General features: G+C 39.8%; 20 protein-coding genes. 7 read left to right on the forward strand and 13 right to left on the reverse strand.

Annotated features, from left to right (window positions below):
* Positions 1 to 33 precede the first annotated feature (33 nt).
* Positions 34 to 918: an ATP-grasp fold amidoligase family protein gene (locus IEV39_RS12660; protein WP_005289059.1), complete on the reverse strand. Its 885-nt coding sequence runs from the start codon at positions 916 to 918 to the stop codon at positions 34 to 36.
* A 376-nt stretch (positions 919 to 1,294) separates the two neighbouring features.
* Here IEV39_RS12660 and IEV39_RS12665 point away from each other — a divergent pair, with 376 nt between their 5' ends.
* The 3 genes from IEV39_RS12665 (at position 1,295) to IEV39_RS12675 (ending at position 4,037) form a co-directional block, all read left to right on the forward strand.
* The gene (locus tag IEV39_RS12665; protein WP_005289056.1) at positions 1,295 to 2,293 is read left to right on the forward strand and encodes a stealth family protein; all 999 of its coding nucleotides are present in this window, start codon (positions 1,295 to 1,297) and stop codon (positions 2,291 to 2,293) included.
* A 3-nt stretch (positions 2,294 to 2,296) separates the two neighbouring features.
* Complete coding sequence (locus tag IEV39_RS12670; RefSeq protein WP_005289053.1) at positions 2,297 to 3,055, forward strand: glycosyltransferase family 25 protein; 759 nt, start codon at positions 2,297 to 2,299, stop codon at positions 3,053 to 3,055.
* A gap of 70 nt (positions 3,056 to 3,125) precedes the next feature.
* The gene (locus tag IEV39_RS12675) at positions 3,126 to 4,037 is read left to right on the forward strand and encodes a glycosyltransferase family 32 protein (protein WP_005289051.1); all 912 of its coding nucleotides are present in this window, start codon (positions 3,126 to 3,128) and stop codon (positions 4,035 to 4,037) included.
* Positions 4,038 to 4,055: 18 nt separating this feature from the next.
* Here IEV39_RS12675 and IEV39_RS12680 read toward each other — a convergent pair whose 3' ends face one another.
* Together IEV39_RS12680 and IEV39_RS12685 are read right to left on the reverse strand one after the other, a co-directional pair.
* Positions 4,056 to 4,952: a WaaZ-like lipopolysaccharide core biosynthesis protein gene (locus IEV39_RS12680; RefSeq protein ID WP_005289048.1), complete on the reverse strand. Its 897-nt coding sequence runs from the start codon at positions 4,950 to 4,952 to the stop codon at positions 4,056 to 4,058.
* Positions 4,953 to 5,030: 78 nt separating this feature from the next.
* Positions 5,031 to 5,933, reverse strand: coding sequence for a hypothetical protein (locus IEV39_RS12685; protein WP_005289045.1), 903 nt, complete (start codon positions 5,931 to 5,933; stop codon positions 5,031 to 5,033).
* 115 nt (positions 5,934 to 6,048) lie between these two features.
* Between IEV39_RS12685 and IEV39_RS12690 the strand changes: the two genes are divergently transcribed.
* A complete protein-coding gene (locus IEV39_RS12690) occupies positions 6,049 to 8,016 on the forward strand; it encodes an HAD-IA family hydrolase (RefSeq protein ID WP_005289042.1) in 1,968 nt (655 codons plus the stop codon).
* Positions 8,017 to 8,337: 321 nt separating this feature from the next.
* The gene (locus IEV39_RS12695) at positions 8,338 to 9,135 is read left to right on the forward strand and encodes a glycosyltransferase family 25 protein (RefSeq protein WP_005289039.1); all 798 of its coding nucleotides are present in this window, start codon (positions 8,338 to 8,340) and stop codon (positions 9,133 to 9,135) included.
* A 190-nt stretch (positions 9,136 to 9,325) separates the two neighbouring features.
* On the opposite strand, the gene IEV39_RS12700 is transcribed toward IEV39_RS12695, so the two are convergent.
* The 10 genes from IEV39_RS12700 to IEV39_RS12745 form a co-directional block, all read right to left on the reverse strand.
* Entirely contained in the window at positions 9,326 to 10,540 is a 1,215-nt protein-coding gene (locus IEV39_RS12700; RefSeq protein ID WP_005289036.1) for a glycosyltransferase family 61 protein, read from the reverse strand.
* A gap of 19 nt (positions 10,541 to 10,559) precedes the next feature.
* Positions 10,560 to 11,405 (reverse strand): glycosyltransferase family 2 protein, encoded by an 846-nt coding sequence (locus IEV39_RS12705; RefSeq protein WP_005289033.1) that lies wholly within the window; start codon positions 11,403 to 11,405, stop codon positions 10,560 to 10,562.
* A complete protein-coding gene (locus IEV39_RS12710) occupies positions 11,402 to 12,520 on the reverse strand; it encodes a DegT/DnrJ/EryC1/StrS family aminotransferase (protein WP_005289030.1) in 1,119 nt (372 codons plus the stop codon). The genes IEV39_RS12705 and IEV39_RS12710 overlap by 4 nt, the downstream gene beginning before the upstream one ends.
* Positions 12,517 to 13,377 carry a WxcM-like domain-containing protein gene (locus IEV39_RS12715; RefSeq protein WP_005289027.1) on the reverse strand — a complete coding sequence of 287 codons (861 nt, stop codon included), beginning with the start codon at positions 13,375 to 13,377 and terminating at the stop codon, positions 12,517 to 12,519. The genes IEV39_RS12710 and IEV39_RS12715 overlap by 4 nt, the downstream gene beginning before the upstream one ends.
* A complete protein-coding gene (gene rfbA, locus IEV39_RS12720) occupies positions 13,374 to 14,249 on the reverse strand; it encodes a glucose-1-phosphate thymidylyltransferase RfbA (protein ID WP_005289024.1) in 876 nt (291 codons plus the stop codon). Before rfbA ends, IEV39_RS12715 begins: the two co-directional genes overlap by 4 nt.
* A complete protein-coding gene (gene rfbB / locus IEV39_RS12725; protein WP_005289021.1) occupies positions 14,249 to 15,307 on the reverse strand; it encodes a dTDP-glucose 4,6-dehydratase in 1,059 nt (352 codons plus the stop codon). The genes rfbA and rfbB overlap by 1 nt, the downstream gene beginning before the upstream one ends.
* Positions 15,308 to 15,412: 105 nt before the next feature.
* Positions 15,413 to 16,273, reverse strand: coding sequence for a lysophospholipid acyltransferase family protein (locus IEV39_RS12730; RefSeq protein WP_005289018.1), 861 nt, complete (start codon positions 16,271 to 16,273; stop codon positions 15,413 to 15,415).
* 11 nt (positions 16,274 to 16,284) lie between these two features.
* Positions 16,285 to 16,500 carry a hypothetical protein gene (locus IEV39_RS12735; protein ID WP_005226863.1) on the reverse strand — a complete coding sequence of 72 codons (216 nt, stop codon included), beginning with the start codon at positions 16,498 to 16,500 and terminating at the stop codon, positions 16,285 to 16,287.
* A gap of 125 nt (positions 16,501 to 16,625) precedes the next feature.
* Positions 16,626 to 18,407 carry an aspartate--tRNA ligase gene (aspS, locus tag IEV39_RS12740; protein ID WP_005289015.1) on the reverse strand — a complete coding sequence of 594 codons (1,782 nt, stop codon included), beginning with the start codon at positions 18,405 to 18,407 and terminating at the stop codon, positions 16,626 to 16,628.
* 144 nt (positions 18,408 to 18,551) lie between these two features.
* Positions 18,552 to 19,322 (reverse strand): DUF4184 family protein, encoded by a 771-nt coding sequence (locus IEV39_RS12745; RefSeq protein ID WP_005289012.1) that lies wholly within the window; start codon positions 19,320 to 19,322, stop codon positions 18,552 to 18,554.
* A 139-nt stretch (positions 19,323 to 19,461) separates the two neighbouring features.
* On the opposite strand from IEV39_RS12745, the gene znuD reads away from it, so the two are divergent.
* Both znuD and IEV39_RS12755 read left to right on the forward strand, forming a co-directional pair.
* A complete protein-coding gene (gene znuD, locus IEV39_RS12750) occupies positions 19,462 to 21,537 on the forward strand; it encodes a zinc piracy TonB-dependent receptor ZnuD (RefSeq protein WP_005289011.1) in 2,076 nt (691 codons plus the stop codon).
* A gap of 79 nt (positions 21,538 to 21,616) precedes the next feature.
* Complete coding sequence (locus tag IEV39_RS12755; protein WP_126687660.1) at positions 21,617 to 23,080, forward strand: phospholipase D family protein; 1,464 nt, start codon at positions 21,617 to 21,619, stop codon at positions 23,078 to 23,080.
* Positions 23,081 to 23,087: the final 7 nt, after the last annotated feature.

Genomic DNA, 23,087 nt, shown 5'->3' on the forward strand with positions numbered 1-23,087 from the left:
GTACCTAACAGATTCGACATACATGATGGACGGTTAATAGGATAACCACAGTGAACCGAGTTTTAAATCCCATTCTACCGGTGTAATGACCATTCGTCCTGCATTTGGGGTGAGCGTAATTTCACTGAAGTAAACGTGATCCTGAGATAATAAGAAATCTACTCGACTATAACCATACGCAAAACAGAGTTTTTCTGACAATTCAATAATTTTTTCCAACTGTTGAGGTTTGGCTAAAGCATCGGGTGAGTTATCTTTCAGATCGACACGAAAGGGCTGTAAGTTCCATTCAGTATCATACATGTTTGAATAGTCTTTACCTTGGGGATCTTGTACATCAATTTCCAGATATTCTGGACGGCCTTCAAAGCAGTGAACCCGACAGGTGGTAATGGTGGATTTACTGACAGGATCAACATAGAGTTCTACATATTTTTCAATCAGAATTTTGGGGCAAATGTCTTTGTAGTGCCACTCACGTTTTCTGAAATACATGTTCTTTTTCATGTGATCTTTGATTTTAGCCTTGGCCGTGGTGACATCAAGTTTGCTTTTATCACGGCAAATCTTGGCACTGCCACTGTCATGCGTACATTTCAACACAAACTGATTCGGTAGTTGCTCAAAATCGATTTCATCAGCACAGGCATAGACGCCAAGCAGAGGAACCAAATAGTCATTTCCTACTTTTGCTGAAATTAAATCTCTGACGGCACATTTATCTGCCAGCTTGGTCAGTAACGGACTTCTTTCATAGATCATGCGCGCCGTAACTTTTTCATTAAAGCTTTTGGGCGCGCCAAAGTCAGGCGCATAGCCCAACTTACACATAAAACGTTTAGTGAGATATTTTTTATCTGAAACAAATTTAGTTCTAATTACTTTGGCTTGATATTCAAAATAGTCATAGTTAATCATTTTAAAAAAAGGTGTAATCCCGAAAAAGTAATCGATAATTATAGTAAATATGCTTAAATTCGTCTAATAAAAATATACAGATTTTCTTTACTATCTTATTCCAAAAGGTTTGATTTTGTTAAGGATTGTGAGATTTAAGCTTGGCTTCATAGATAGGGAAAATACGATAAACACATGATGGAACGATACGGTGTAAAACAATAAAATACTCAATAAATATAATATATTGATTTATATGAAATGATTCATCTTTTAGCGTCGAACACTCTTACGAAAAGAGGCTGACGTTAAACAGATCAGTGGTGTTATCATAGGAGATGAGATTAAACATCTTTAGCCGTATTTTCGTGCTTTCTAATTGTTTAAGAGTGAATTGATGAGTGAAATGATGCAACCGGTTGATGTGGTGATTGCCTGGGTAGATGGTAATGATCCAAAATTAAAGCAAAAACGCCTACAGTATCAGGGAAAAACACAAGCCTCTGATGCGGTAAGTGATACCCGCTTTGCCAGTAACCATGAAATTTACTATAACGTTGCATCTATTTTAAAGTACGTTCCATTTTGCCGTCATATTTACATTGTGACCGATGCTCAGCAACCGCAATGGATTGATGACTTTGTCACGGACGGCATTTGTGAAGCCGGCAAGATCCGGATTGTGGATCACCGTGAAATTTTTGCCGGTTATGAACAATATTTACCCACCTTCAATACCCGTTCGATTGAAACCATGCTGTGGAATATCCAGGGTCTATCGGATTACTTCTTCTATTTGAATGACGATTTTTTCTTTAATGCGCCAGCGCAGTTAGAGGATATTATTGTCGACCAGAAAATGGTGATTTATGGTCATTGGCAAAGTAGTTTTGCGCTCAAGGCCAAACTCTGGTACCGCCAATTGTTAAATCAGTATTTTGCCAAGCCGATTCAACCCAAACATATGATTGCGCAAATGTTGGGAGCGGATATGCTTGGATTTAAAAAGTTTTTTGAAATTCACCATTATCCGCATGCAGTGGACCGTAACATCCTGCAAGACTATTTACTTGCGCATCCAGAGTTTCTGGAAAAACAGATTCAGTATAAATTCCGCAGTGTCGAGCAGATTAACCCGATTTCATTGATGAATCATTTAAAGATTAAGCATAATGAAGCAGTGTTAAAATCTGATCTTGAGATTGCTTATTTAAAGAATGAAAGTAGTTTAAATAGCTTCTTGCACAGCCTGAACAATGCGCAGATCAAATATGGCTGCATGCAAAGTCTGGATCAGTTGAGCGATGCTGCAGCACAGCAGATTTATACGGCTTTAAATCAGAAATTGGCGGGCTACTTACCCCATGTTTTATTGGCGCAAACAGCCGAAGGATAAAGAATGAAAGTTGTAACTTATCTGATTAACCTGGATGGTAGTGATCAACGTCTGGCGAGTGCAACCGCACAGTTGCAGCAACAAGATTGGCCGTTTATTCGTTTTTCTGCCTACGATGGCCGTGGCAAAGCGCTGTCTGAGTTTAAACAATATGATGATGCCGAGGCACAACGCATTTTAGGACGTAGCCTGATCAATTCCGAGCTTGGGTGTTATCTGAGCCATTATGGTTGTGTGGAAAAATTCCTTCAGACAGATGCCGATTATCTGGTGGTGCTGGAAGATGATATTCAGGTTTTACCGAACTTTAAAAATAATCTGCAATCACTGCTGAACTATCTGGATCAACATAAAGAGTTGGACTGGTATGTGGTGAATCTGGCGGCGAAAAAGAAGAAGCTTGCCAAAGATATTGTACAGATCGAGCAATATAACTTATGGCATGCCTACTATTTCCCGATCCGGGGGGTGGGGCTGGTCTGGTCAAGAAAAGGCGCTGAGGAGTTTGTCAAACTCGGTAAAGAGATTCATGTGCCTGTCGATATCTTCTTTCAGGGCTGGCTCAGTAAAAATGGCAAAGGACTTGGGGTCTGGCAGCCGTTTGTGAAACCTGCGGGTCTGGATAGTGATATTCTGGGCACAGTTGCAACACAGGGCATTCAGCGTAAGGATCTGGAAAAGCGTGATGCCTCACATGGCTTAAAAAAACAGAAACGTATGTGGCGTGATCGCTTTTACGCATTCAAGCATCTTTATTTTTAATTAATATTGTCCGGTCAAATCACTTGAGTAAAAAGCTGAGGTGATTTGAAGATATGGCTGAGTAACCTGTATGAAAATATTTAAAAAAATATTCTATCTCTTGAAGTTCTATACGATGTATTCGAACCAGAAGAGAGGGGTGAATCCAGCCATCGACAATGAAGCAGATTTGATCGTGCTTAATCCGACCACCCCTGATGCGGTTATTCCCAAGAAAATCTGGATGTATTGGGAAGGCCCACTGGCTGGATTTGTAGAAAAATGTGTGGAACAGGTCAAAAAGACCAATCCGGATTATGAAGTCCATTTTCTTACGCCAGATACCGTCAAAAACTTCTGTGATATTGATTTTGGTCGCTTCCCTAAGGCAACACCGCAACAAAAGGCCGATCTGCTCCGTTTTGAACTAATTTATCAATATGGCGGAATCTGGTTAGATGCCAGTACAATTGTCTATGAAAGTCTGGACTGGATTCAGGCATTGGTCAAAAAGACTCAGACCCATAGCTTTGCTTATTATCGGGCCAAGAATACTACGATCAAAACCTTTCCTGTTTTAGAAAACTGGTTATTGGCAAGTGCAGCAAAAAATCCATTTTTCAAGTACTGGTTTGATGAGCTGGTGACTGCGATTGAATTAAGCCCGAAAGCTTATCTGCAAAAACTGAAAGAAACAGAACCCAATTATCAGGACTTGTTTCAGCATATTGGTCGTCTGGAGTATCTGGTGGCGTATGTGGCTTGTCAGAAGGTGATGCGTCAGCATTTGCCTAGTATGTGCCTCATTAACTGCGATAAAAATGCACTGTATTTTCAGGTGAAACACCAATGGGTCAAAGAGAAAGTACTGATTGATATGGCAATTCATCACCCGCCTGCTGAAATGCCAAAGCTAATCAAGCTTGCAGGTAAGGAAAGAAAAACCCTGAGCCATTATTATGAAAAAGGCATGTATCTGGAAGGTTCATTGCTCGATATCTAAAACAAGAGCGAGCAGGGCTTAAAGCAATGTTTTCGGATCAATCTTCTCAAAGGCTTGAACTGCACTACCTTGAGATAGATTAAACACATGAATTCCTTTTTGATGAAACAGTGCTGCAGCGACATCAAAGGCTTGAAATACTTCATTAACATGACGATTTAAAGTCGTCGGTTGTTGATGCTCATGATTTTCATAGAAACGGGGTTGTGTGAAATTGTTCATATCCAGACCCGCAATATAAATTTCTTTATAACTTAGGGTATAAATCACCTGAAGAGCCACATACGCGACCGTAAAATAGTCGAAAGTTCCCTTGAAGATATCTTGTGAAAAGCCAAAACCCTTCTGGATAAAAAAGTCCTGTTCATTTTGATCAAAATGTTTGGCACGATCTAAAAAAAATTCAATGACATTATCTGTAATGGTTTCAATGATCTTGATCTGACAGCGGATCTCTTCTATCCGAACTTGTCTGAGAATCATATCTAGACAACGGGGTGTGGTGAAAAAGGTGCAGTCTGTATTCAGGACTTTTAGAACCAAATCAAAGCGACAGTCAACAAAGTTATGGTCAATAATGATGTAGCTGGAAAATGTGATCGACTCAAATGCGATAGCGCCGTTGACCCCAATATAGTCTATGTCTGGGCGATGCAGAATTTCGGGATCGAGTTGCTGAATAGAAGGACCCGCCGCCACCAGCATACATTTCTTGTGGTTTATCTGTTGTGGGGCAAGATTATTAGAAACCAGTTGTTTTTTATAATAAATCCGTTCAATGCGATAGTGCTGGTCTCTTGTTACAGTATAAAGTGGCCAGTAACGACGGTTATGTTTTGCTGCTTTAGGAAAGAAAATTTTATAAATTAATTTATAAATACTTCTAGAAATTGAACCTGAGAAGAAGTGAACCATTTAAACGGACCATTTATAAAATATCGTCAAGAACAATGGAACCAGATGCTCGCAGGAGACAGTCCAGTTCCATGTATATTAGTCATCTAAAGAAAAACTTTTCTTTTTAAACTTGGCTTTTAAATTATGCAGAGAGCGGGCAAACCAGTTTTTATCTTCAGGGCGGGTCACTTTGTTTCCACGATAATGAATTTGAGTGGCTTTAGAAAAGTCACCAAAGGGTTCAATCTGGTAATTTTCCGGACGATAGCCTGCTGCTAATGCTTCTTCATAATACTGGTCAAAGAGTTGCGTCAGGTCATTTCTTGGATGAGGCATGATTTTACCGTCAAACCAGTGTTTTTGACCTGCAGCTTCTAAGCGCGGTAAAGAATATTTATGGCTGAACTGAGTGCCCATATCTGAATAATGCAGAATTTTGATCTGATCAATCGCTAATTCTTCGCCATCAATATTATTGTATGAATCTTGATACGGCTGAACCAGTTTCGGCTTATCTTTTAACAAACGCATCAGTTTTTTGTGGCTTTCTAGATCTGCCTGTATGTCTTTTAATGGCGGTAAGTAGGCTTTCGCCTTTTCGCAATCCCATACACAGGTACACAGTCGGGCCGAGTTCTTGCCCCCTTTGGCAATCACGATGGCTTCATCTTGCTTGGGATGTGCCCATAATTCTGCGATATCACATAACACCACCACATCCGCATCCATATAAATGGCACGGCCCTGAAAATTACATGACTCTGGAATTGCCCATCTAAACCCTGAAAAAGGGGTCGCCCAATGCTCAGTGTGCCAGCCTTCACCCGACTGTTGATTGGTATACCATGGACTGTTTGGGTCGTGGCTGAGCTGCATCCATATGATTTCAACTGGATGTTTGGTATGCTTGCGGACACTATAGTCCAGTACCATCATTTGTTCTAGATCACAGTTATTGGGATCGCAACCGACAAAAATTTTAATTGGGGAGTTAGACATTCCTAGCTTCCATTTTTAAGGCTGTATTCATAATTATAGTCTAAAAAGAGTGGGTGTTTTTGAAATATTTCTCTAGTCGTGATTAATTTACAAAGTGTTTATGTGAGGCAATGTAGTGATAACAAATACATTTATTGAAAAAACCAAAAAAAAGATTGCCAGAGCTGAAGTTGTTTCTTTTGATATATTCGATACTTTGTTATTACGTCCTTACCTTTCGCCTCGTGATTTATTCCTACATATTGAAATTGATCAATGTCTGGAAGGATTTGCTTTTGCGCGAAGAGAAGCAGAGTTGAGCGCCAGAAAGAAAAATCCTGATAAACAGGAAATTTGTTATGATGATATTTATAATGAAATTGAAGCTCGATTTGCAACTGCTAAAAAAATTGAATTAGATTGGGAGTTTATGGTGCTCCAGCCGAATCCTGAAATGAAAATACTTTGGGATTATGCGCTTGAGTTAAATAAGAAAGTAATTGTCATATCAGACATGTATCACTCATACGAAGACCTTAGCCAATTACTTATTAAAAATAAATTTCATGCTTTTGCGCATCTCTATGTATCTAGCCGCTATGGTAAAACCAAGAAAAAAGGGACTTTATTTGAACAGGTCTTCCATGATCTACAGGTGAAGCCACAGGATATTGTCCATATAGGGGACAATAAAAAGGGGGATTTTAGAACGCCCGCAAAATTAGGCATGCAGGCCATTTTATATAAACAGGTTACACATCAGTTTTTAGCCATAAATGAGCGAGCAAGACGGTTTACTGAACAGAATGTCTCAAGTTTAGGCAAAAGCATTTTAGTGGCTATGTTGGCTATGAGATGGCGTAAGCAAACTTTGCAACAAGAACGCGCTCAATATTGGGAAGATATTGGCTATGCCTATGCAGCACCTCTGGCTTATGGTTATAGCAAATGGATTGAAACAACAGCTCAGCAGAAACAACTGGATCATCTTTTATTTGTTGCTCGAGATGGATTTTTATTACAAAAAGCTTTTGAGCACTTCCATTGTGGTGAGATTAAGACAAGTTATGTGTATGCACCACGTTTACTGAATCTGGTTTATCGTCTGGATTATGACAAACGTAATATTGAGCATGTCCAAACGATTGTGGATTTCTATAGCCAGAAATATACAGATATCCGTGAGTTAAGAGAGACTCAATCACTGATTAAAGCAAATGATTATCACCAGTTTATTCAATCACATAAGCATATATTTGAGCGTTATGCCAAAGAAATGTATGCTGATTATCATGCCTACATTGATACAATTGTCGATCCACAGCAAAATATTGGTCTGATTGATAGCAAGACTGTCGCATTTACTTCGCAAAAAATGTTGGAAGATGTCTTACAGCGACCAATTCAGGGATTTTACTGGTCGACGCTATTGCCTTATCGAACCAAGAAGTATGCTTTTGATGCTTTTATACCTAATAATTTAAATACGCTTGATCCGAATGTGTTTACTAAAAACTGGAAATTTGTTGAGTTACTTTTAAGTTCTCCAGAGTTTTCCATTCAGGGTGTTTCACAAGAGGGACGAGCAATTTATAAAGCTGACCCAGGTACAGATGAGTATGTAATTAAAGAGAATTATACCCAAATTACAAAAGGGGCTGAAATTTTCTATGCCGATCTTAAAGCTATTTTTGGTCAAACCCCTGTTTATATAGAAGGTCAGGAACTTGTTTCCTGGATGAATATCTTTTGTGATCATCCTAACAGTCATGACATCAAACAAATGACCAAGATCAAACTGGCTGTCGATGCATCTCATGATCGTAATATGCCTTTATTCTCGATGCAAACTTCATGCTTGGATTTCTTTAAACAACCCAAGGTGACCTTGAATGCGTTAAAGAACATCGCTTGGAGAACACCTTTACAGACCTTGATCTTACATATACTTCGACCTATCAAAGTAAAAAGAAAACCAGCGAAACAACTTAAAATCAGTTTTTTCCCCTACCTTAAAGTGCAATATTTTGTGTGGACATTTTCACTGTTTAAGCGGCTTTCTTGCCAACTGAGTTTAGGTGATGATAAGAAACATAGTTCTTAGCATTGGAGTTTTTACTAATCCCTTTGGTTGGGGACGAGTGTTTAAAATAGAGCGTTTAATTTTGATCAGTATTTTGTTTAAAAAAACATAGGTTGAGTAATCTTAGTATGAGAGAGTGAAAATTAATGTTTTTAAGTGTTTGAATTTAATTGCATTGTTGAGTATGTCTTTGCAGAAAAATCAGATTTCTAACTTAAATATTATTTTTTATCCTATATTTAAAAGATTTTATCTGATCTCGATTTATGCCTATCTGAAATAATGTACAACATAATCAAAAACAAGTATTCTTAGCGCCTACAGGCATGTGGCCTAAATTGTATGAATTATTACTATTCCGATATGAAAAAGTTTGTTGTAAGTCTCTCAAGCGCAATCGAGCGTCGTAAACATATTTCAGCTCAATTTGAGAAACAGGGCATCGAATTTAGCTTTTTCGATGCTGTGACACCTGATATTGCAGCTTCAGATGCGCAATTAATGAAACTCAACGTGCATGAAAATCATATTGCTCGGGGAGAGCTGGCCTGTTTCATGAGTCATGTCCACTTATGGAAAAAAATTGTTGAAGATAATATTGCTTATATGGCGATCTTCGAAGACGATATTCATCTCGGTGAAAAAGCAAATGTCTTTTTAAATCAATCAGATTGGATTGAAAAAGATTGGCATTTAGTCAAATTAGAAGCTTTTACCCCTAAAGTGATACTTGGACCTAAATATAAGGATTTCCCTCAGGAAGGTCGCGAAATATACAAATTAACGGGAAAAAACTTAGGTACGGCAGGTTATATCCTTTCACGCAAAGGGGCAGAATTTCTATTAAATGAAATTAAGAAAATGGATTATATTATACCATTAGATAATTTCATGTTTGAATATGCTGTTAAAAATCATAATTTTATGATGTATCAAATGCAACCAGCGTTATGTATTCAAGACACGATCTTGCATTATCGTTCGACCAGTATTCAGCTCAAAAGCCAGTTGACCTCAGAAAGAAAGAAAAGAATGCACGCAAATAAAGCCAGTGGCTTGCAAAAAGTATTGGTTGAGTTGACGCGAATTGTCGCACAGTTAAAAATGTTCTTTTTGGCGCGTCGGGTAACCTATAAATAACTTTAATACACTGCTTAGCCATAACAGTTCTTAAGTATGTGATACTCATGAGACAACCAGCTTATCGACTTAGCTGATCAGCTGGTTAAGTTAAATTTTTAATATTTAACAAGCAATAATCAGGCTAAGCCTATATGTCTCTCAAGATCCTTTCAAGGATGGTCAGGCATGCCTAGATAATGATCTATGCTCAGCAGTCAAAATTTTTATAAAGTTTTTTGATTTCTTCAAGATCCAAATAATAGGAACTATGAATATCATTCGGATTGTCTGATGAAGTGGTAATGAATTTAAGATCACACTCATTCAATGTGGCTAAGGTGGAGAAAATAGAAAATTTTGCTAGATGGTTGGGTAACCAGCTAATTGCTTTGCAGCCAGAAGAACAGAAAATGATATTCGACCATGCCGCCCCACTCGGACCAACGATAAACTCTGCATTATTAAAGATAGCAACTTGTTCATTAAAATCATAATCCTCCAAATAAAGAGGTGTGAAGTTTAAATTTTTGAAATATATTAAAATTTCTTCTTGGTTATAGCCTCTAGCAGCAGTCTCTTTTCTAGCCAAAAAGATTTTTTTAGGAAAATCCTTTGTTTGGCATGTATTGGATTCTAAGATTATTTCTCGTATTTCTTTAATCAGTGTACTAGAAATAATAGAAAAATCTGGAGAGGAAAGTATTTCCTTTGAGTTGAAAACGATATTATTTTCATTGTTGACATAAAATAATTCATCAACATGTAAATCAACTCGATGGTCTACATAAATAATTTCTAAATCTAGATTTCTTTCTTTCAGGTAGAGCGCTAAAATCTTTTGAAAAGATGGTATCTTTTTAACTCTTTCATCGAGTATAAGCGTTTTAATATTATATTTATTAAATAAATCTGAATTTAATAAAAGAATTTTAGGAGATATTTCTATAAGCCAATGATAATAGTTAAAAACACCATTTCCACCTAGAAAAATAGCGTGCGGAATATTTTTTTTTCTTTTGTTGTAACGGAAGATTGTATTTTCATGATTATGCCATTTAATAATTCCAGTCGAGTAATTACAGTACCTAATATCGGCATGCTTTATTCGTTCAAATACTGCATTTGTAGCTGTAATCAGATGGCTTGAGTTAGTATTTATAATGACATTGCTGAATCTATATAAATTAATTTCAGGTATTTCAGCTTCGAAATCAACTTTTTGATTCAAGTTAAGAATTTTAGGTTGAAAATTTAGGTTATTTTTACAATATTTAAATGTCAGAATTTTTTCATGATCGAGCTCATCAAGCCATATAATTTTTCTGGTTTCGATCCTTTTTATCTTCTTTAATAAAACCTTAACGTATTGAGATGTATATGTATTCTTTTTTATTAAATACTTAATAAGGAGGCGACCAAGCATTTTAGCAACTCTATGAAAATCATCTAGACATTAAATAAATCAGATAGTACTTTAATCTAAGAACCAGCGCTTTTAAAGGATTTTTCTTCTGATAGGGGCGGACTTTATATTTTTTCTGAATGCGATAAACCGCTTTGGCATAATCAGGTTCATCTTTATATTGGTCCACAATTTTGAGAACCTCTTGATACATCAACTCTAAATTCTTACTGATATTATGTTCATGAGATCTATAACCAATTAAAGCATGAGGAATATAGATGATCTTTTTATCTAATTTACTGAGCTTTAACCATAAGTCCCAATCCTCAACTTTGGTGTTTGGATTGAATCCGCCCACTTCACGCAGTGTCGCAGTTTTAATCATTTGAGAAGATGCAGGTAAGTCAAATCGATGCATAAAAATTCGATGGAATTTATATTCACCATAACCATTCACATTGCACTTAATCGTTTGATTTTGGGCATCTATAGAGTGATTTCCGCCACAAATACACACAATATCTGGGTCTTGTTGAAATGCTTCAAGTTGTAGACGTGTCTTTTCTGGGAACATGATGTCGTCTGATGCTAAAGTACAAAAAAATTGTCCCTCAGCCCATTCAAGTGCCTCATTAAGCGTATTACATAATCCTCGATTAGCTCTATATCTAAATTCAAAACGGACAAAGCGCTCCTTACATTGAGCAATAAGAGGTTTGATTTTTTCAATAGAGGTATCTGTTGAGCCATCATCAATGATGATGAGCTCAATGTTTTCATAGCTTTGGTTTAAAGCACTTTTAATTGCATCTTGGATATATTGCCCATGATTATAACTGGGAATTGCAATAGTGACTAAAGGGTGAAATGCCGAATGACTCATACAGGATTAAACTCATTACAAAGCTGAATAATCCTTTGAACTTCATCCAATTGAAGGGTAGGTCCAATCGGTAGACTCATCACTTCTGCATGCATTTGCTCTGAAATAGGATAACTTTGATCATTCCACTCTTTATAGGCTTGTTGTTTATGTGGTGGAATAGGGTAATGAATAAGTGTTTGAACCCCATGCTCCGCTAAATAGTTCTGTAAAAGATCTCTATATTCAGTTCGAATGACGAACAGATGCCAAACATGCTGCTGATACTCTTCTGCATTGATCTGGCTTAATGGCAGTTTGATAAAGGGAGTTTTGATATTATCCAGATATAAGCGTGCGATTTTGCGACGATGTTGCACTTCCTGCTCTAAAAAGCTTAATTTAATATCAAGCATGGCGGCTTGAATTTCATCTAGGCGACTGTTTACACCAGGCACTAAATTTTTATATTTTTCATGCGAGCCATAGTTGCGAAGTGCGCGTAGCATTTGGGCCAGCTCTTCATTATTGGTTGTGATTGCACCTGCATCACCTAGTGCACCTAGGTTTTTACCAGGGTAAAAGCTGAAGCCAGAAGCATCGCCCCAATTACCTGCTTTAATACCATGAATTTCTGCACCGTGACTTTGTGCAGAGTCTTCAAGCACCAATAGATTATTTGTTTTTGCAATTTCCATAATTTCAGGCATTGCAGCAAGTTGTCCATAAAGGTGAACAGGTAAAATAACTTTGGTTTTTTCTGTAATAACCGCTTCAATTTTCTTTGGATCAAGGTTAAAAGTCTGTGGGTCCGGCTCAACCAAAACTGGTGTAAGCTGGTTGGCACTGATGGCCAAAATACTTGCGATATAAGTATTTGAAGGGACGATGACTTCATCACCTTCTTTGAGTTGACCAAGCTCTTTCCAGGCTCTTAAGGTTAAGATAAGCGCATCTAAACCATTGGCTACACCAATCGCATACTTCGTACCGCAAAATTTGGCGAAATTCAGCTCAAATTGTTCGAGTTCTTTTCCGCCAATATACCAACCCGAATCGATCACGCGTGTACAGGCTTCAATTAGTTGTTGTCGATATTGTTGATTGATACTTTTAAGATCAAGAAAAGGAATCATTGCTCAATATAACCTTTAATTATTGCTGGATTGCCTACCATAATTGCATTTTCTGGCACATCTTTTGTTACGACCGCACCAGCACCAATCAAGGCATTTTTTCCGATACGAATACCCGGTAAGATGGTTGCATTCGCCCCAATACTGGCCCCTTGCTCTACAACCGTTTTTGCAAAACTGTCAGGATATTGTTTAGAACGTGGTTTTTTATCGTTGGTAAAGGCCACGGATGGGCCAATAAACACATTATCTTCTAGGGTAATGCCATCCCAAAGATAGACACCAGATTTTACCGTGACATTGTCACCAATGTGCACATCATTCTCGATTAGGGTATGGGCACAAATATTACAACCAGCACCAATCACCGCATTTTTGAGAATAACGCTATATTGCCAAACACGTGTATTTTGACCGATATGAGGGCTATGCACATCAGATAATGGGTGAATAAATGGACGATTCACAACACTGATAAATTCATCATAACTGCGGATATAATCGCTTTCATCATAATGTTCACTTGCCAACACTAATAACACACAATCTTCTGAAAAGTCGTGCATTTCACGCCAAGTCATACTTTCGATAATCAAGCCTTGGGTTGGAGAGTTAAGTAAAACTTCTTCTTTACTATATCCATCATCTAAAATGAAACGGCATTGTCCATGTAGGCAAATTGCTAGCTGTTTTAAGTCTTTATGGGCGTGAAAGCCTCTAGGTTTATCCTTTGAAGCGGAAAAAATATAATAAATACGTTTAATCTCAAAAGGAATATGTTGGTTCGCTTCAATTGCGACCAGTCCACCACGCTGATCACCCAAATCAGGCAGATCAATAAGTTTCTTTAAGCTCATATTTCATGCACCAAAGAAATTAAATATCGACCATAGTCATTTTTATTCATACTTTGGCCAATTTCTAGCACTTGCTGTTTGCTTAACCAGCCATTATTAAAGGCAATTTCCTCTAAACACGCCACTTTATAACCTTGACGTTTCTCCAAGGTTTCTACAAATTGAGCAGCCTCAAGCAAGCTTTCATGTGTTCCGGTGTCAAGCCAAGCAAAACCTCGACCCAGTAATTCAACATTTAAGTCACCACGTTCTAGATACATCTGATTAACAGTCGTGATTTCTAATTCACCCCGTTCGGATGGTTTGACCTGTTTCGCGATTTCAACCACATCATTGTCATAGAAATAAAGACCAGTGACCGCAAAATGTGATTTTGGCTGTTTGGGTTTTTCTTCAAGAGAAATGGCACGTTTTTGCTCATCAAATTCAACTACGCCAAAGCGTTCTGGATCTTTAACTTGATATCCAAAAACTGTCGCGCCTTTTTGGCGGGCAACGGCTTGACGTAACATGGGCGTAAAACCCTGACCATAAAAAATATTATCGCCAAGAACCAGACACACGTTACTTTTACCAATAAACTGTTCGCCAATGATAAAGGCTTGGGCCAATCCATCTGGGCTTGGCTGGACGGCATAACTCAGCTCTATCCCCAATTGAGAGCCATCGCCAAGTAAGCGTTTAAACCCATCGATATCGTCAGGTGTACTAATAATCAGGACTTCACGAATCCCTGCCAGCATCAGTACTGAAAGCGGATAGTACACCATGGGCTTATCGTAAATCGGGAGTAACTGTTTCGAAATGCCTTTGGTAATAGGATAGAGGCGAGTACCTGAACCCCCAGCAAGAATAATACCTTTTGTTGACATTATAGGTGTACCCCTAATCTTTCACGTTGATAGCTGCCATCTTGGACATGGCGACACCATTCTAAATTATCTAAATACCATTCAACTGTTTTACGGATACCTGTTTCAAATGTTTCTTGAGGTTTCCAGCCCAGTTCACGTTCTATTTTTGTGGCATCAATAGCATAACGCAAATCATGTCCTGGTCGGTCTTTCACGAACGTAATAAGGTTTTCATAAGATTGAATATTATCTTGTGGACGTAATTCATCCAAAATTCTACAAATGGTCTTCACCACTTCGATATTTTGTTTTTCATTATGTCCGCCGATATTATACGTTTCCCCAACAGTACCTTGAGTGACAACTTGATATAAGGCGCGAGCATGGTCTTCGACAAATAACCAATCTCGAATCTGGTTTCCGGTGCCGTAGATTGGCAGGGCTTTACCATCTAAGGCATTCAGAATGACTAATGGAATCAATTTTTCAGGAAAGTGATATGGACCATAATTATTAGAGCAATTGGTTACAATAGTTGGCAGGCCATAAGTTCGTTGCCACGCCCGAACCAAGTGATCCGAACTGGCTTTACTGGCTGAGTAAGGTGAACTTGGTGCGTATGCTGTTGTTTCGGTAAATAAGTCTGTGGTACTTTCTAAATCACCATACACTTCATCAGTTGAAATGTGGTGAAAGCGAAATTTCACTTTTTTATTTTGATCTAATGTCTGCCAATATTGGCGAGTGGCTTCTAATAAGCTGTAAGTTCCTACAATATTGGTTTGAATAAATGCACTCGGCCCATCAATAGAACGGTCAACATGTGACTCAGCAGCCAAATGCATAATTGTGTCAGGTTGAAATTGCTCAAATACTAGCGCTAGTTTTGATGCATCACAAATATCAACCTGTTGAAATTGATAACGTGGATTCTGATCAATTTCTTTTAATGATTCCAAGTTGCCAGCATATGTAAGCTTATCTAGATTCAGAACCTCATCATTCGTATTTTTTATAATATGACGTACAACGGCTGAACCAATAAATCCAGCTCCGCCTGTAATCAAGATTCGCATGAAACTACTTTCCTTTTAAATGATTCGATCATTAAATTATTCATTTGAAAAATAAATTATTTTTGAAATACTTCAAGAAATATTTATCTAACGTTAAACTTATTTTTAATAAAATTTTTCATCCCCACCCCTAAACCGTTTATAACCCCACATATATTCAGCAGGAAAGCGGTTGATCATCTGCTCAACCGCTTGATTGAGTGCAGTGGTGGCAACTTCGATATCCCGATCATACAGTGCTGGATCATTCAGATCATCACAATACACATCAAATCCCTCACCATCGTCACGGCGGAAACAGCTTAATCCTACCAGACGACATTGGGTTTTCTGTGCCATTTTGCTGGCCAGTGTACTGGTCAGGCAGGGAATTCCGAAAAAAGGAACCACGACACCGCCAGACGGATCGGGAACATGGTCAGGCAGAATCACACTGAAACCACCTTGTTTTAGATTCTTAAATAAGGCTTTAACCCCAGAGGCATCTGTCGGCACTAAAGTTGCATTCAGACGTTGACGTGCATGTAAGGCAAATGCATTGAACCCCGAATCTTTCATCGGTTTATACATGATGGTCGGGATGCCATATTGATGTACCCAGGCATTCATCATTTCCCATGTACCCAGATGTGGGGTAATGATCAGTGCGCCACGAGGATCGCTCAGTGCATCGGTCAGGACTTCCAGATGATGTACAGTATGAATCTGTTGAATGCTCCACTCGGGGGGCATGGCCCAGCATTTTCCAGATTCGATATAGCTGAGACATTGCTTGGTCACACTTTCACGCGCAAGCTGTTCCTTTTGCGCTTGGCTGAGTTCAGGATAAGCCAGCCCAAGATTGACTCTGGTTTTCCACAGCATACTTTTATTCGGGTTTTGATTGATAAAGTAAGCCGCCACTTTTGCGATACTACGCAAAAATGGGAGGGGTAAAATACGGAGCAGAGTAGGGTAAAACGACATGCTAGTAGGTCTTATTTATCGGCATTGCCTTTAAGCACCATATAAATCAGTGCCACAAAAATCAGTAAGGCGCCCACCAGACTACTTACGCAGAAGTATAAAATACGTTGGTTGGTATCCATATTGAAAAGTTCATTTGCCAGGATGTAACGCATAAAGAACCATTGAGCAAGTGAAAACACAATAATGATAATTGTATGTCGACGTACATCAGGACGCATTGCCATAAGACTGACCTCTCAATAAAAAGCAGTCTATTATGCCATTAGCGGACATGATCTCAAAGCAAAACTCGGTATTATAAAAAAACCCTGCAGCGCGCAGGGTTTTTGTTGAAGCATAAACTCAAGGTTTATTTTTCTTCAGCTTTTGGCTTTTCGCGTAAACGAATACCCAAGTCACGCAATTGATTTGCTTCAACTGGTGCTGGCGCTTGAGTCAACGGACATTCAGCAGTCTTGGTTTTCGGGAATGCAATCACATCACGAATCGAAGATGCACCTGTCATCAGCATGATCAAGCGGTCAAGACCGAATGCCAAACCACCGTGCGGAGGCGCACCGTAACGTAATGCATTCAGTAAGAAACTGAATTTTTCTTCTGCTTCTTCTTCGCCAATGCCTAAAGCTTCAAAAATTGCTTTTTGCATTTCTAAAGTATAGATACGAAGTGAACCACCACCGATTTCAGTACCGTTCAGTACCATATCGTAGGCAACAGACAATGCTTCACCTGGATTGCTTTTCACTTCTTCAACGCTTGATTTTGGCAGGGTAAATGGGTGGTGAACAGAGGTCCATTTACCATCATCAGTTTCTTCAAACATTGGGAAATCAACAACCCAAAGTGGCGCCCACTCACACGTTGCAAGGTTAAGATCATGACCGATTTTCACACGAAGTGCGCCCATCGCATCGTTTACAACTTTGGCTTTATCTGCACCAAAGAACACGATGTCGCCATTCTCAGCACCCACACGTTTTAATAGATCAAGTACGATTGGCTCGATGAATTTAACGATTGGAGATTGAAGACCTTCGATGCCTTTTTCAAGTTCGTTGACTTTGATATAAGCCAAGCCTTTCGCACCGTAGATACCAACGAATTTGGTGTATTCATCGATTGCACTACGCGGTAATGAACCAGCACCAGGAACACGTAAAGCAACGATACGGCCTTTAGGATCTTTGGCAGGACCAGCGAAAACCTTGAATTCAACGTCTTGCATCAAGTCTGCAACGTCAACAAGTTTCAATGGAATACGCATATCCGGTTTGTCAGATGCATAATCACGCATTGCGTCAGCGTAAGTCATACGTTCAAACTTATCGAATTTTACATTCAATAATTCGTTGAACATTTTAACGGTTAAGCCTTCCATTAAATCCATGATGTCATCGTCACTCATGAACGATGTTTCAACGTCGATTTGGGTAAATTCAGGCTGACGATCCGCACGTAAATCTTCGTCGCGGAAACATTTCGCAATTTGGTAATAACGATCGATACCGCCCACCATCAACAACTGTTTGAACAACTGTGGTGATTGTGGAAGTGCGTAGAAGCTACCATTTGAAACGCGGCTTGGTACTAAATAGTCACGTGCACCTTCTGGTGTTGCGCGAGTCAAGATTGGTGTTTCAACGTCAAGGAAACCATGATCTTCAAAATAGTTACGGATCAAGTTGGTCACTTTAGAACGGAAACGTAAGCGCTCTAACATTTCTGGACGACGGATGTCCAAGAAACGGTATTTCAAACGAATTTCTTCTGAAAGATTGGTATTTTCGTCATTCAACGGGAATGGCGGAGTATCAGAAGCTGCAAGAACTTCGATCTCTTTACCTAAAACTTCAATCTGGCCACTCACCATGTTGGCATTTTCAGTACCTTCATAGCGACGACGAACACGACCTGTAATTTTTAAAACAAATTCTGAACGTGCTTTATCGGCTGTTGCGAATGCTTCAGGGGTATCTGGATCGATAACAACCTGTACAAGACCATCACGGTCACGCATATCAAGGAAAATCACACCGCCATGGTCACGGCGACGATGAACCCATCCGCATAAAGTAACTGTTTGATCGATTTGGGCTTCAGTTAAAGAGCCACAGTAATGAGTGCGCATCATATTGAATTATTTATCCAAACTATATTGGCTGTAGAAGGTGAATGCGTAAACAGCGCAGCACCAATGAAGGGGAGATTATGCCTTGTTGAACGTATAGTCTCAAGTCTTAATGTTTTCAAGCGAATTTTAAACAGACGCTTTTTGTTAAAATGGTTTCATACGGCCAGTCCGATCCAAAAACAAGAATAATAGACAAGCCATGGTAAAGACAGTTAAGCCTGCTTGGGTAAATTCATTAATCGATTTGCCAATAAAAAAATAACGTTCAGTATTCCAAAGATCAGTATTGATATGACGGTTATAGTCAAACACTGAAAATAGCCCATATAAGATGGAAAGGACAATACCGGTCAGCGCCAATCCTTTGAGTCTGGACGGAACCGGATGATGATATTTATGCGTTTTATAATAATCCCAGCACATTTTTATCAAAAACGGCAAGACAATAACTGAAGAGCCAATCTGTAAGACAAAATGTAATGGATAACTAAAGCCCAAAAATGAAACGTTATGGGCCAGAATTTCTTTAAAAGCAAATGTTCGAAAATCAAGATGGGTGAGTCCATCCCAAATCAAATGTGTGCTGATTCCAATGATAAGTGCAATGCAATTTAGAAAGCTGAAAGAAATAAAATCATCCAGTGACTTGATATTTAAAGGATCTTGAATCTCAAGACAACGATAAGTCACAGGCCGATAGATGACATACCACAATAGACAAAAACATAGGCCAAGCGGCAGGTTCGGAAATAAGAGACCGGCCCATTGATGGGTTAAAGGGGTATTTTCTTGGGTAAATAATCGATAAAGATCAGGTGTCATACAACCAATCGCCAAGGCGGCGACAGGTAAATGTCCCTGGCTCAGTTTGGATAAAGGTGGAGCAAGTACAGCATGTGACAGAGTAAAAGGCATATCGTTGGGGAATAACCATTGATTGCAAACATGGACAAGCAGTGTAACAAATGTGCTTGGTCAGACTGTTTTTTATTGCAAAATAAATGAAATGTTATAATATAACAAAAAATAACGATCAACTGATTCGAGACACGGTATGTCATTTCCGCACAATATTTTGACCTTATCCATTTTAGCTGCTGTTTCTGTATCTGCCTTTGCAGCAGAAAATGAACCGGTGACCACCTTAGATACCATACGTATTAAGGCACATCCGCTTGAGCAAACCTCAAAAGATTTTGCAGTTGCAGATACCGTTGTAGATGAAAAACGTTTACAACAGGAGGCTGTGACCATTGGTGAAGCGCTAAGCAGTGAGCCTGGCATTTATTCAAATCAGTTTGGTGCAGGTTCAAGCCGTCCTGTCATTCGTGGACAAGATGGGCCGCGCGTTAAGGTGCTGCAAAATTCATCAGAAAACATTGATGTTTCGACCTTGTCCCCTGATCATGCGGTAACAGTCGATCCGGCACTGGCCAAGCAGGTGGAAGTGATTCGTGGTCCATCTACCTTATTATTTGGCGCGGGAACCGTTGGCGGGCTGGTCAATGTCAATGACAGCAAGATTCCAACAGCAATGCCTGAAAAAGGTTACGAGGGGAATGTTGGTTTACGTTACAACACAGGCAGTGATGAAAAGCTGGCAACTGCAGGTGTCACGGTTGGTCTGGGTGATCAGGTGGCGTTACGGGTCGAGGGGCTGAAACGCGAAGCCAATGACTATATCGCACCTGACTATCGCCATGAAGGTGAGAAAGAGCGCCGTGTCGGCAATACCTTTGCCAAAGGCGAAACCGTCAATGTTGGTTTATCCTGGATTTATGATCGCGGCTTTACCGGAATTTCTTATAGCAACCGTCAGGATCAGTATGGCTTGCCGGGGCATAGCCATGAATATGAAAGCTGTAAAGCCCATCTGAGTGGCCGTCCGCATCTGCACTGTGGTGACCATGATCATGAAGAGGGCGAGGACGATCACGATCATGGACATGGCGATCACGACCATGCCCATGAAACCGGGCCGTGGATTGACCTGAAATCTGAGCGTTATGATGTGCGCACAGAATTGAATGATCCATTTGCTGGCTTTAAAAAGTTACGTGCGCAAGCCAGCTATACCGATTATCAACATGATGAAATTGAAGAAGACACCATCGCCACTCGCTTTAAAAACAAGGGCTATGATGGACGTTTAGAGTTGGTACACAATCCGATTGGCCCATGGGAAGGAGTGATTGGTACACAATATGGTCAGCAAAAACTGAAACTTACTGGTGAAGAAGCCTTCTTGGCGCCGAATACCACCAAGAAGTGGAGTATCTTTGGCTTAGAGCATGCACAATTTAATGATGTTCATGTTGAACTGGCAGCTCGTGCAGAAAAACAGAAAATTGATATTGATGATTCAAGCAAAAAAGATTTTGACGGTTCAGCCTTTTCTGTTTCGGGTGCTGCCAACTGGGAGTTTGCACCAGACTATAAACTTTCTTTGGTTGCGTCACATCAGGAGCGCTTACCGCTGGCGCAAGAGTTATATGCCAATGGCGGACATTTTGCCACCAATACCTATGAACTGGGCAATGATGGTTTAAGTAAAGAAAAGTCAAATAATGTCGAACTCGGGCTGCATTATGACAATGACAAGTTTGACTACCATGTGCATGTCTATCACAACTGGTTTGATGACTATATCTATGCGCAAACTCTAGACCGTTATAAAGATTTCCGTTTAGTGGAATATACCCAGGATCAGGCACGTTTCTATGGTGCAGAGGCGGAAGCGGGTTACCAGATCTCGGACATGTATAAAGTCGGCGTGTTTGGGGATTATGTTCGTGGCAAGATCGACAATGAAAATGCACCGCGTGTGCCGGCTGGACGCTTAGGCACCAAAGTGAATGCGGACTTTGGTGATGGCTTTAGCGGTTCAGCTGAATACTACCATGTGTTCCAGCAAGACAAGATTGCAGCGTATGAAACCGATACCCAAGGCTATAACATGTTGAATCTGGGAGTGGCATATTCAGGTAAATACAGCAATGTCGGGGATTATCGTGTGTATTTCAATGCCAATAACTTGCTGGATGATCAGGTTTATCAACATGCATCGTTCTTATCCACGATTCCACAAGTGGGCCGTAACTTCACTGTTGGGGTGAATTTTAACTTCTAATTTTTCACTTAAATCTTATTGAAAAATCAAAGCATAAGCTCTAGCCTTAAACCATTAGGCTAGGGCTTTTTTTGTTTATATGCGCATCTTCCAACGAATCCATCGAAAATTAAACTGGTCAGGTCGACGTTACATGGCAGTCATATTGAGTATTTTTGCGATTGGGTACATTGCTTCGGCAGTCTATCACACAGTAAAACCACTCCCGAAAGGGCTGGATTTTACCGGGCAATTGCGTCATGCCAATGTGAAATTTTTAGCCGATCAGACCTATATCGATTCCCAAGGCCAGCAACAGGTGGATCAGCATATTTTCAAGGAAGTCTTCCATTTAATTGATCAGGCTCAGACCACCATTGTGCTGGATATGTTCCTGTTTAATCAGGAAGTCGGCGCTTCTAAGGTGAAACAGTTGCCTTTGATGCAAGAATTGACTGATGCGCTGATCGTGAAGCGTCGCTTGCATCCAAATGTAGAAGTTGTGGTGATTACCGATCCGATTAATTCGGTGTATGGCGGCATGACACCAAAACATTATCTACAATTACGTCAAGCGGGTGTGGATGTGATCGAAACCGATTTAAAACCATTGCGTGCGTCTAATCCGCTCTGGTCAGGATTCTGGTATATCTGCTGTCAAAACCTGGGCAATAATCCTGAAGGCGGCTGGTTAAGTAGTCCATTTGGTAAAGACAAGATTACTTTGCGCAGTTATCTGGAGTTATTTAACTTCAAGGCTAATCATCGTAAAACCTTGGTGGTTGATACGGTGGATGGCTGGAAAAGTCTGGTGACCTCAGCCAATCCACACGATGGTAGTTCGCATCATAGTAATGTTGCACTGGTGGTAGATGGACCAACCGCGATTGATGTTTTACAAACTGAACAAGCGGTTGCCAACATGTCAAAGGGTTCCAGTCCCTTTGTGATTATGGGCGGTGTGAGCGAAGACAAAACCTTGCCGCAGGTGCAAGTGCTGACTGAAAAAGCCATTTATGATGGCATCTTGAAAATGATTGAGACTGCCAAGAGCCAAGAACATCTGGACATGGCCATGTTCTATTTGTCGGAACGCAATATTATTGAAGCACTTAAGCAAGCGCAACAACGTGGTGTCAACATCCGGATCATGATCGACCCGAATAAGGATGCATTTGGTCGTCAAAAGAATGGCATGCCGAATCGCCAAGTCGCATCAGAACTTCATGCTGCAGGTATTCCAATTCGCTGGTGCGATACGCGTGGTGAACAGTGCCATAGCAAGATGTTGCTGAAATACAATGCCCAGCAAGCGGAAATCATTCTCGGTTCTGCTAATCTGACTGCACGCAACTTGAAAAACTATAATCTTGAAACCGATATGCGTGTGATCGGTTCGGCACAAGCGCCAGTGTTTAAAGATGCAGGGCAATACTTTGATGCCGCATGGACAAATGCCAATGCACGTCAAATTACAGTGGATTATGCAAAATATGCCGATGAATCCAAAGTGAAATACTGGATCTATCGTTTTATGGAATGGTCAGGGTTATCCACTTTTTAATTCAGCA

Origin of the sequence: Acinetobacter courvalinii, from assembly GCF_014635545.1 — a bacterium.
In the GTDB taxonomy this organism is placed as follows: domain Bacteria; phylum Pseudomonadota; class Gammaproteobacteria; order Pseudomonadales; family Moraxellaceae; genus Acinetobacter; species Acinetobacter courvalinii.

Coding starts and splice junctions, on each gene's coding strand:
- rfbA (WP_005289024.1), bottom strand. CDS start 14,249: ATGTCAACAAAAGGTATTATTCTTGCTGGGGGTTCAGGTACTCGCCTC.
- IEV39_RS12745 (WP_005289012.1), bottom strand. CDS start 19,322: ATGCCTTTTACTCTGTCACATGCTGTACTTGCTCCACCTTTATCCAAA.
- IEV39_RS12685 (WP_005289045.1), bottom strand. CDS start 5,933: ATGTCTAACTCCCCAATTAAAATTTTTGTCGGTTGCGATCCCAATAAC.
- IEV39_RS12735 (WP_005226863.1), bottom strand. CDS start 16,500: ATGGCAATGCGTCCTGATGTACGTCGACATACAATTATCATTATTGTG.
- znuD (WP_005289011.1), top strand. CDS start 19,462: ATGTCATTTCCGCACAATATTTTGACCTTATCCATTTTAGCTGCTGTT.
- rfbB (WP_005289021.1), bottom strand. CDS start 15,307: ATGCGAATCTTGATTACAGGCGGAGCTGGATTTATTGGTTCAGCCGTT.
- IEV39_RS12710 (WP_005289030.1), bottom strand. CDS start 12,520: ATGATTCCTTTTCTTGATCTTAAAAGTATCAATCAACAATATCGACAA.
- IEV39_RS12660 (WP_005289059.1), bottom strand. CDS start 918: ATGATTAACTATGACTATTTTGAATATCAAGCCAAAGTAATTAGAACT.
- IEV39_RS12705 (WP_005289033.1), bottom strand. CDS start 11,405: ATGAGTCATTCGGCATTTCACCCTTTAGTCACTATTGCAATTCCCAGT.
- IEV39_RS12670 (WP_005289053.1), top strand. CDS start 2,297: ATGAAAGTTGTAACTTATCTGATTAACCTGGATGGTAGTGATCAACGT.
- aspS (WP_005289015.1), bottom strand. CDS start 18,407: ATGATGCGCACTCATTACTGTGGCTCTTTAACTGAAGCCCAAATCGAT.
- IEV39_RS12700 (WP_005289036.1), bottom strand. CDS start 10,540: ATGCTTGGTCGCCTCCTTATTAAGTATTTAATAAAAAAGAATACATAT.
- IEV39_RS12665 (WP_005289056.1), top strand. CDS start 1,295: ATGAGTGAAATGATGCAACCGGTTGATGTGGTGATTGCCTGGGTAGAT.
- IEV39_RS12680 (WP_005289048.1), bottom strand. CDS start 4,952: ATGGTTCACTTCTTCTCAGGTTCAATTTCTAGAAGTATTTATAAATTA.
- IEV39_RS12715 (WP_005289027.1), bottom strand. CDS start 13,377: ATGAGCTTAAAGAAACTTATTGATCTGCCTGATTTGGGTGATCAGCGT.
- IEV39_RS12755 (WP_126687660.1), top strand. CDS start 21,617: ATGCGCATCTTCCAACGAATCCATCGAAAATTAAACTGGTCAGGTCGA.
- IEV39_RS12675 (WP_005289051.1), top strand. CDS start 3,126: ATGAAAATATTTAAAAAAATATTCTATCTCTTGAAGTTCTATACGATG.
- IEV39_RS12695 (WP_005289039.1), top strand. CDS start 8,338: ATGAATTATTACTATTCCGATATGAAAAAGTTTGTTGTAAGTCTCTCA.
- IEV39_RS12730 (WP_005289018.1), bottom strand. CDS start 16,273: ATGTCGTTTTACCCTACTCTGCTCCGTATTTTACCCCTCCCATTTTTG.